General features: G+C 67.8%; 4 protein-coding genes and 1 pseudogene. All 5 read right to left on the reverse strand.

Annotation, left to right across the window (positions count from 1 at the left end):
• A pseudogene (locus AC3XYG_RS03220) lies at window positions 1-385 on the reverse strand (HlyD family type I secretion periplasmic adaptor subunit); the annotation flags it as partial.
• Entirely contained in the window at window positions 382-2,595 is a 2,214-nt protein-coding gene (locus AC3XYG_RS03225; protein ID WP_489138372.1) for a peptidase domain-containing ABC transporter, read from the reverse strand. The gene AC3XYG_RS03225 and the pseudogene AC3XYG_RS03220, both read right to left, overlap by 4 nt.
• Window positions 2,595-2,912: a hypothetical protein gene (locus AC3XYG_RS03230; protein WP_489138373.1), complete on the reverse strand. Its 318-nt coding sequence runs from the start codon at window positions 2,910-2,912 to the stop codon at window positions 2,595-2,597. The genes AC3XYG_RS03225 and AC3XYG_RS03230 overlap by 1 nt, the downstream gene beginning before the upstream one ends.
• A 67-nt stretch (window positions 2,913-2,979) precedes the next feature.
• On the reverse strand, window positions 2,980-4,194 hold the full coding sequence (locus AC3XYG_RS03235; RefSeq protein ID WP_489138374.1) for a GTP-binding protein: 1,215 nt from the start codon (window positions 4,192-4,194) through the stop codon (window positions 2,980-2,982).
• 9 nt (window positions 4,195-4,203) lie between these two features.
• Window positions 4,204-9,522, reverse strand: a complete 5,319-nt coding sequence (locus tag AC3XYG_RS03240; protein ID WP_489138375.1) for a DUF4082 domain-containing protein — start codon at window positions 9,520-9,522, stop codon at window positions 4,204-4,206.
• Between the last annotated feature and the right edge of the window lie 456 nt (window positions 9,523-9,978).

Raw genomic sequence — 9,978 nt, forward strand, 5'->3', positions numbered from 1 at the left:
TGAAGGTCGGGTCCAGCGCGGCCAGCCGCTGGCCGGCATGGACCGTTTCGCCGACGGTGACGTCGATCGACCGCACGACCGAGGTCTCCAGCGGCTGGACGATCAGGTTCGGCTGGGTGGTGATCAGCTTGCCGGGCGCGACCACGATCTCGTCGACCGAGGATACCGAGGCCCAGATCACGGCGGCGACGATGATGGCGATGACGGCATAGAGGGTCAGTCGGGTGACGCGCGGCGGCACCTGCGCTTCCAGTTCGATCGCATCGCGCTGGAATTCGGCGATCGCGGCCTGCGGCACCCGCTTCAGCGGGATGACCGGGGTGGGCTTGCGGACGGCCGGCAGGTTCGGCTGGTCCGTCTGTGGCTCGGCGCGCTCCGGGATCATGCGCTCTGCCTCGTCTGCTGGGCCCACAAGCTCCAATAGGTGGTGCAGCGTGACAGCAGTTGGTCGTGCCGGCCGATATCGGCGATCCGGCCGCGGTCGATCACCAGGATGGCGTTGGCGTCGACCAGGGTGGACAGGCGATGCGAGACGATAATGACGGTGCGGCCCTCGGCGATGCGCTTCAGGTTCTGCCGGATGATCGCCTCGCTCTCCGGATCCAGCGCGCTGGTGGCCTCGTCGAAGATCAGCAGGCGCGGGTTGGTCACCAGCGCGCGGGCGATGGCCAGGCGCTGCTTCTGCCCGCCGGACAGGTTCTCGGCATTTTCCTCCAGCAAGGTGTCGAAGCCGCGCGGCAGGCGCTCGATGAACTCCTCGGCGCCGGCCATGCGCGCCGCCTCGACGATCTCATCGAAGCTGGCATCGGGCTTGGTGGCGGCGATGTTCTCGCGGACCGTGCCGCGGAACAGGAAATTCTCCTGCAGCACCACCCCGATCGCCTTGCGCAGGTGCACCAGGTCGAATTCGCGGATGTCGACGCCGTCGAAGCGCAGCAGGCCCTGCTGGACCGGGTACAGCCCCTGGATCAGCCGGGTGACCGTGGTCTTGCCCGAACCGCTGCGGCCGACCACGCCGAACACCGTGCCTTCTTCCACCGTGAAGGACACGGTGTCGAGGGCGGGGGCGGCGTCGGGGGAATAGCGGAAGGACACGTTCTCGAACTCGATCCGCCCCTTGATCGGCGGACGCAGCCCATCGGTGCGGCCGTGGCGCTCCGGCTTCCGGTTCATGACCTCGCCGAGCATCCGGACCGACAGCGCGACCTCCTGGTACTCATGCACCATGGTCACGATCTGGACCAGCGGGCCGGAGACGCGGCCGGCCAGCATGTTGAACGCGACCAGGGCGCCGATCGTCAGGGTGCCGTCGAACACCGCCATGGCGCCCAGGCCGATCACGGCCACGCCCATCAGCTTCTCGACCAGGCCGGTCACCGACTGGGCGGCGGTCGAGATCTTCTCGACGTTGAACCGCGTCGTCACGCTCTGGGCCGAACGATCGTCCCAGACCCGGCGCTGCAGCGGCTCCATCGACAGCGCCTTGACGGTGCGCATGCCGTGCACCGTCTCGACCAGCAGCGCCTGGCGCTGCCCCTCCGCCTCGTACAGGGCGCGAAGCCGGCTCCGGAACGGGCCGACCAGCAAGGCGATGACCACGGTGACCAGCACGGCGAAGCCGAGCACGACCAGGGTGAGTTCCAGGCTGTACATCAACAGCACCGGCAGGAACACCAGCAGCGACAGGCCGTCGAGCAAGGTCAGGAACAGCCGGCCGGTGAGGAATTCCCGGATCCGGCTGGCCTGCTGCATGTGCTTGACCAGGATGCCGGCCGAGGACTGCTCGAAGAAGGTGATCGGCAGGCTCAGCAGATGGGCAAAGGTCTGGGTCGCCAGCCGGATGTCGATCCGGTTGGTGGCATAAAGCAGCAGGTAGCGCCGCAGGAAGGTGAAGGTGGCGTCGAACAGCAGCGCGATGATGATGCCGGCCGACAGCACGTACAGCGTCATGTAGCTGTCGTGCACCAGCACTTTGTCGATGATCAGCTGGAAGAAGATCGGCGTGGCGAGCCCCAGCGCATACAGGAACAGGGCCGCCACCGCGACGTCGGCGAACAGCCGGCGCTGCCGCAGCAGCTCGGGGACGAACCAGCGGAAGCCGAAGGGCTGGTCCGGGTCAGCGATGCGGTAGCTGCGCTTCAGCAGGATCAGCGAACCGGACCAGCGCTGGCGGAACGTTGCCTGCGGCACCACCAGCATCTCGGGCCGCTCCGCGAGCGGGTCGAGCAGCCGGACGGCATCCCGGCCGTCCTCGCCGGTCACGACGCCGGCGATCAGGACCCAGTTGCCGTTCTCGAGCCGGGCCAGAGCCGGGTAGGCCTCGCCCAGCCGGGTCAGCCCGGCCCAGTCGAATCGGACCTGCCGGGCCCGCAGCCCCGATTCCTTCGCCATGCGCAGGATCTGGGATGACGATACCGCCTCGTCGCCGATGGCATAGCGATGGGCCAGGCCCTGGGCCGAGATGTCGAGACCATGGTGGCGCAGCACGACCACGAGGCAGAGCAGCCCGGTGTCACGCGTGCCCAGGTTGGGGGAAGGGGTGTCGTCCGGCGCCGGTGCCTCCGACGCCGGGACCTCCGGCGCGGACGCGATCATCAGGCGAAATTCGGTGAGGAGTTGTGCTGGGCGCCGCCGTTCAGCGTCGTGGCGGCCGGGGCCGTGCCCGTCGCCGGCGGTGCCGCCGGCCGGCGCTGGATGGCACCCGCATCGATCAGGCCCTGCATCACCTTCTGCACCAGTTCCGCCGCATTGGCGAAGCCGTCCAGCGGCATCACGATCCGCTGCCGGAAGGTGGCCTTGGGGCTGTTGTTGGCATCGCGCTCGGTCGGCGACAGGCTGACCAAGTCGATGCGGATGACCGATCCGGTCACGGTGATCTCGCCGATGCCGTCAGCATAGAGTTCGGTGTGCATCTCGGTGTCCTTGTCCGTATGAAAACGTGACCTGAAATATCGATCCTGAAACGGGCGCTCGGCCTGGTCAGGCAGCGTGGCCGATCGCCCAATCGGGGAACGGGTCGTGCAGCTCGCGATAGGCGGCGAGGTCGAATTTGAGCGGGGAGCCGACGAGGCAGGCATCGAGCGCCCGGCGGATGGCGGCTTCGTCATGGCCCGCGCCGATGAACACCAGCTCCTGCCGCCGGTCGCCCCAGATCTGGGTCCAGTGCCGCGCCATGGTTTGGGCCCAGTCCGGGTGCCGCGGCCAGTAGGGCGCGGGAACGGCCGCCCACCACAGCCCCTTGGCGTCGATCCGGCGCTGGCGGCCGGAGAAGGACATCTGGCCGATCCAGTCCGGCCGGGTCGCCAGCCAGAAGAAACCCTTGGCCCGGATCAGCCCCGGCCAGGTCTGGGCCAGGAATCCCTCGAATTGCTCGGGGTCGAACGGGCGGCGGGCGCGGTAGACGAAGCTGTGGATGCCATAGGCCTCGGTCTCCGGCTCATGTTCGCCCGGGCCGAACAGCTCCTTGTGCCACAGCGGGTGGGCGGCGGCCTTGCCCTCGGCGAACAGGCCGGTGTCGAGGATGGCGTCCAGGGGCGCGCGGCCGAAATCCGTCTCCACCATCCGGACATCGGCGTTCAGGGCGCGGATGGTCCGGCGCACGCGCGCCAGTTGCTCCGGCGACACGGCGGACACCTTGTTGATGACGACCATATCGGCGAATTCGATCTGCTGTACCAGCAGCTCGACCAGCCTGCGCTGGTCGTCGTCGCCGGCGGCCTGGCCGCGGTCCCGCAGGAAATCCTCGCTGTCGTAGTCCTGCAGCAGGTGGATCGCGTCGACCACGGTCACCATGGTGTCCAGCCGCGCGAGATCGGACAGCGACGCGCCGTCGGCATCGCGGAAGGAGAAGGATGCCGCGATCGGCAGCGGCTCGGCGATGCCGGTGCCTTCGATCAGCAGGTAATCGAACCGGCCTTCGCCGGCCAGGCGGCGGACCTCCTGCAGCAGGTCGTCGCGCAGGGTGCAGCAGATGCAGCCATTGGTCATCTCGACCAGGGTCTCGTCGGTGCGGCTTAGGCCGGCGCCGTCGCTGCGGATCAGCTCGGCGTCGATGTTCACTTCGCTCATGTCGTTGACGATGACCGCGACCCGCCGCCCCTCGCGATTATGCAGGACGTGGTTGAGCAGCGTGGTCTTGCCGGCGCCGAGGAAGCCGGACAGCACGGTGACGGGAAGGCGGGGGGCGGCGGTCATCCGATGTCCCTAGGCCGCGAGCTGGGCTTTGAAGACGACATCGGACGAGTAGTTGGTCCGGTTGAAGCTGCCGCCGGGGAAATTGGTGCCGGCCCCGTAGGCATAGACGCCGTTGCCGCCGCTGGTCCCGTCGGCCAGCGCCCGCAGATGGCCGCTGACGATGTCGCTGCTGAAGAAATCCCCCGTCGCGGCGTAGTTGCCGTTGCTGTGATAGGAGGTGATGTAGGTCGTGCCGGCCTGGATCGATATCGGCTGCGGCAGGGTCACGGTCTGCCAGCCGCTGGCCGTCTCGTTGGTGTAGGTCGCGGTGGCCAGCAGCGTGCCGGTCGAGGTCCAGAGATGGCCGACATGGGTCCCGGTGTCCTGCGCGCTCTTGTAGTAGCGCAGGCCGGTGATCGTGCCGGCGACATCGGTCTGGAACTTCATGCCGAGTTCGACCTGGGATGGGTCGTTGACGCTGGCGATCGCCGGTGTCGACGTGGGCGCGAACAGGCTTTCCCCATCCGGCGGCGCCGTGACGGTCAGCGACGCCTGGGCGGAGGCGGTGCCGCCGCGGCCGTCGGAGATGGTGTAGCTGAAGGTCGCCGCACCGTTGTAGCCGCTGACCGGCGTGAAGGTGATGGTGTTGGCCTGGCTGTCGAGGCTCACCGTGCCGTGGGCCGGGGTGCCGACGCCCGTGACCGTCAGGGCATCGCCGTTCGGGTCGGTATCGTTGGCCAGCAGGCTGGCCGTCGACAGCGTGAGCGGCGCGTTCTGGGCGGTGACGAAGCCGCTGTCGGCATTGGCCGTCGGCGCCTGGTTCACGCCGGTGCCGGACTGGTTGTAGACGACGTCGACCCAGTAGTTGGAGGCGTTGTAGCTCGCGGTCGGGAACAGGCTGGAGCTGCCATAGGCATAGACGCCGTTACCGCCGCTCGCGTCGTTGGCCGGGGCCGTCAGCGGCCCGGTCGTGTGGCTGGTGCTGAAGTAGTTGCCGCTCGCGGAATAGTGGCCGTTGGTGTGGTAGGAGGCGACATAGGTGGTGCCGGCGGCGATGGCCACCGGGTTGGTGAAGGTGACGGTCTGCCAGCCGCTGGCGCTTTCGTTGCTGAAGGTCGCCGTGGCCAGCAGGGTCCCGGTCGAGGTCCACAGGCTGCCGGTGTGCGGCCCGGTGTTCTGCGCCCCCTTGTAGAAGCTGATGCCGGTGATGGTGCCGCCGGCCGAGGCGACGAACTTGACGCCGAGTTCGACCGAATTCGAGTCGTTCTCCGTTATCGTCGCCGGCGTGTCGGTCGGCGAGAACAGGCTCACCGCCTCGCCGCCCGGCCGCACCGTCAGCGACACGGTCGCCGTCGACGTGCCGCCGCGCCCGTCGGAGATCTGGTAGCTGAAGCCGGCCGCGCCGCTGTAGCCCGCCTCCGGCGTGAAGGTGACGGTGTTGGTCTGGGCGTTGAAGCCGACGGCGCCATGCGTCGGGTTGCCCGCGCCGGTGATGGTGAGGACGTCGCCATTCGGGTCGGTGTCGTTGGCCAGCAGCGTGGATGCCGCGATCATCAGCGCCGCGTTCTGCGCCGTGCTGAAGCCGCTGTCGTTGTTCGCCACGGGCGGGGCGTCCACCGCGCCGCCGGACTGGTTGTAGACGACGTCGACCCAGTAGTTGGCGGCGTTGTAGCTGGCGGTCGGGAACAGGCTGGAACTGCCATAGGCGTAGACGCCATTGCCGCCGGTGTCGTTGGCCGGGGCCGACAGCGGGCCGTTCGTGTAGTTCGCGCTGAAGTAGTTGCCGGTCGCGGAATAGAAGCCGTTGGTGTGGTAGGAGGCGACGTAGGTGGTGCCGGCCGCGATGCTGACCGGGTTGGCGAAGGTGACTGTCTGCCAGCCGCTGGCGCTTTCGCCGCTGAAGGTGGCGGTGGCCAGCAAAGTCCCGGTCGAGGTCCACAGGCTGCCGGTGTGCGGGCCGGTGTTCTGCGGGCCCTTGTAGAAGCGGATGCCGCTGATGGTGCCGTTGCTCGAGGCGACGAATTTGACGCCGAGCTCGACCGAGCTCGGGTCGTTCTCCGTCACCGTCGCCGGCGTGTCGGTCGGCGAAAACAGGCTCAGCCCGGACCCCGGCGGGTTCACGTCGACCGGGACGTTGCCGGTGGCGATGCCGCCGCGGCCGTCGGACACGGGGTAGGTGAAGCCGGCCGGGCGGGTGTAGCCGTTCGTCGGCGTGAAGGTGATGATGTTGGTCTGGCTGTTCAGGGCGACCGTGCCGTGGGTCGCGCCGCCGACGCCGGTCAGTGTCAGGGTGTCGCCATTGGCGTCGGTGTCGTTGGCCAGCAGCAGCGCGGCCGAGACTTGAAGGCTGGAATTCTGGGAGATCTCCAGGCCGCTATCGGCATTCGCGACCGGCGCCTCGTTGCCGTCATTCGGGCCGGTGTTGAAGAGGACATCGACCCAGAAATTCTCGTTGTCCAGGCTGCTGGTCGGGAAGACGCTGGTGGTGCTGTAGGTGTACAGGCCGTTGCCGCCGCCCGCCTCGCCGGCCAGCGCGGTGAGGTGGCCGCTGGTGCGGGCCGTGTTGAAATAGCCGGTATCGGCGGAATAGAAGCCGTCCGTGTGGTAGGAGGCGACATAGGTCATTCCCGCCGTGATGTGGATCGGCGAGGAGAAGGTGACGGTCTGCCAGCCGCTCAGCGTCTCATCGGTGAAGGTGGCGGTGCCCAGCAGGGTGCCGGTGCTGGTCCACAGGTTGGCGACATGCGTCCCCTGGTTCTGGAAGCCCTTGTAGAACCGCATGCCCGAGATCGTGCCGGAGGCGTCGGAGGTAAAGCGCATGCCGAGTTCGAGGGCATTGCGGTCCTGCACGAACTCCTGGGTCGGCCTGTCGGCGAAGGTCCAGACGCTCTGGGTCGACGGCAAGGTGACGCTGATCGTGGTGCTGCTGGTCGGCGTCTCGAGATTGACGCTGTCATCGGCTGCCCGCGACTCGATGACATAGGTGCCGCTGGCCTGGGCGTTCCAGCTGTAGCTCCAGTTGGCCTGGCCCGTCGCCTTGTGCCAGGTGGTGCCGCCATCGGTCGACACCTCGACGCCGGCGACGATGCCGCCGCCGAAATCCTGCGCCGTGCCGGTGATGGTGACGCGCTGCCCTTCGACGAACCCCGCCCCGGCGGTCGGCGTCAGGATGGTCGATTCCGGGGCGGTGTGGTCCGTCGACTGGGTGGCCATGATCAGGCTGGCCTGCAGCGAACCGGGCTGGACCCCCATATCCGCGAACATGTTGACCATCGCCTGCTGGACGTTCGGGTCAACCGGTGTCGGCTCGTTGGAGTGATTGTCGTCCAGGCCCCAGGACCAGTAGACGCTGCCGGCGCTGAACACGAGCGCGCCGCTGGACGCCCGGTACATGGTCAGGCTGTGGGTGGCGGTGCCGGGCCCGACCGAACTGCCATAGTCGCGCAGATATGTGTCGACCGATACGGTCGACAGCGACATATCGATCAGCCCCGCCGGGCGGAAGCCGTTGTCGACATCCGAATTCCATTCATAGCCCAGCAGGTTCTCGGTCAGCGAATAGGTCTCGCCGGGCTGCAGGTTGGCGACATCGGTGTCGCGCCAGAATCGCAGCTTCGACATGTCGTAGGGGATGGTGATGGTGTCGAGCCGGTAGGAGTCGACCGAGAACATCGTGCCGGTCAGGGCATTCTCCGGCTGCTGCCCCGGATCGGCGTAGCGCGGGTCGCGCCAGGTGCCGGTGCCGGTGCCGCTCGGGTCGGTCGAATCGCCCCAGGTCTCCTTGTAGGTGACGAGGGTGCGGTACGGGGTGCCGCTGCCGTCGATGCTGGTCTCCCAGCGGGTCTTCCAATAGACGTCGTTGCCGCCCCAGAAGGCCAGGTTCACGCCGGCGTCGCGGGCCGCCTCGACATTGGCACGCTGGTCGCCCGACCAATATTCGTCATGGCCGACCGACAGGAACACCTTGCTGTTCAGCAGCTGGGCGCCGGATCGGGCAGTGTCGACGCCGGAGATGTAGTTGATGTCGTAGCCATTCCGCTCTAGATAGCTGATCGCGGCGGATTCGGCCCCGAAGATCCAGTCCTGCGGTCCGGCTGAATAGGGGCTGGTCGTGGTGACGAAGGGGCGGTTGTAGCTGACCTTGCTGGCCCGGCCGATCGCGGTCAAGCCGCAGCTGCAGTTCGGCGGGGTCCAGCCGATCATGTTGGCGGGATCGGTCGGCACGTCGCCGCCGTACAGGCTGGCGCCGCCCCAGGCGTTGTAGGCCTCCCAGGTCGTGTCCGAGGTCTGGAAGGTGATGTCGCTCTTGGCTTCGTCGTTGCGGACGATGAACGGGATCTGACTGGCCCCCTCGGTGCCGTCCTCGCGCACCAGCTTGGCGATGTAGAGGCCGGAGACGGCGTCGGCCGGCACGCCCCAGCTCGCCGACACCGACCAGTTGCCGCAATCGATCAGCCCGGTCGAGTAATCGACCAGCGGATGCGGCTGGATCTGCGCGGTGGTCAGGTTCTGCTCGATGCTGCCGACCTTGCGGGCACCCATGCCGCCGTAATAACCGAGCCGGTAGATGTCGATACGGTAATGGGTCGAATCCGTCGCGATCTTGAAGTCGACGGTCGAGCCGTGATTGACGCTGATGTCGGTGGCGAAGCCCTGGATGTTGGCATCGCCGCTGCCCTGCACGCCCCATTCGCTCTCGGGGTTCCCCTGCTTCATGTTCTCGAGGACGATGGGGTTGAGCACCGTCGGCGTCACGGCCGGCAGCGACGTCGGGTTCGTCGTCGGCGAGGCGTCGGGCTCGATCGAGCTGCCGACGGCCTGGGTCTCGCTTGGGACGCTCAGCGCGTCGGTCGATGGCGTGGGGGCGCCGGGCATCGGCCCTGATATCACCGAGGTGACGATGGGAAGCGCCGGGAAGGCGTTGACGATGGTGGTCGTGCCGGTCGACAGGGCTGTCACGGTTGTTGCCAGGCCGGTCGCGGCGGTCGAGAGCGCCATGGTCGCGGTCGGCGTGGCCGTGACGGCTGTTGCGTCCGGAGCCGAGGCGGTGGGGGCCGCCAGTGCGGTTCCGCCGGCGTCGGCCGGCTTCATCAGGCGGGTCTGGGTGGCCTCGGCCGACACCGCATCGGGATTGAGCTTCGAACCTGGAGTGCTGCTCTCGGTCTCACCGTCGAATGAGAGCGGCGCGGCCGCTGCTGCGCCCAGGCCGGCCGGCGTCGGGTCAGGGGCGTTGCCCAGGTCCATGGGGGAGGACGATGCGGCCTGTGCCCCAAGGCCCGTGGTCTTCGACAGGGCAGACGCCAGAACCTTTCCCAACGCATCGCGAGACGTGACGTCCGACATGTCCATGATCGCTTGCCTTCCCCAGCCGTCCGATCGGCTTTGCGCCAAATTCCGACCAGCCTATTTGCCGTCCAGCGCGTGGTTCCCGTCGATTGCGCCCTTCGGTCGCAGGCCCCCTCCATTGGTCGTAGGGAATTGGAGGAGATGGGTGCTCCACCGGGCGCCGGTCTGCACGACGGCACTTCGAACCGGATCAGAGATCGATATGGAACGAGGTGACCCTGGACCGCCGCCGTCCCATAGCCGCCGGCGGGTGTGGGGTTTGCTGGGGCGCCGGCGGTTCTGCACCAGTGTTGTCGCCTGTTCGCCAGCCGGCGCCCCAAACGCCAGGTCCCACCCACAGAGGGCCTGGCGTTGAGCCGGACCGCGGCTCCCTGTCCGGCAGCGGTCTCAACGTCGAGGAGGCAAGCGTACCGGCACGCACATGCGGCCGGAATACGGGACTCCTGGTGGCGGGCCGCG

Source organism: Inquilinus sp. (assembly GCF_057815775.1).

Excerpts from the sequence above, each read along its gene's own strand:
- AC3XYG_RS03225 (WP_489138372.1), bottom strand. The coding sequence starts at position 2,595 with ATGATCGCGTCCGCGCCGGAGGTCCCGGCGTCGGAGGCACCGGCGCCG.
- AC3XYG_RS03230 (WP_489138373.1), bottom strand. The coding sequence starts at position 2,912 with ATGCACACCGAACTCTATGCTGACGGCATCGGCGAGATCACCGTGACC.
- AC3XYG_RS03235 (WP_489138374.1), bottom strand. The coding sequence starts at position 4,194 with ATGACCGCCGCCCCCCGCCTTCCCGTCACCGTGCTGTCCGGCTTCCTC.
- AC3XYG_RS03240 (WP_489138375.1), bottom strand. The coding sequence starts at position 9,522 with ATGGACATGTCGGACGTCACGTCTCGCGATGCGTTGGGAAAGGTTCTG.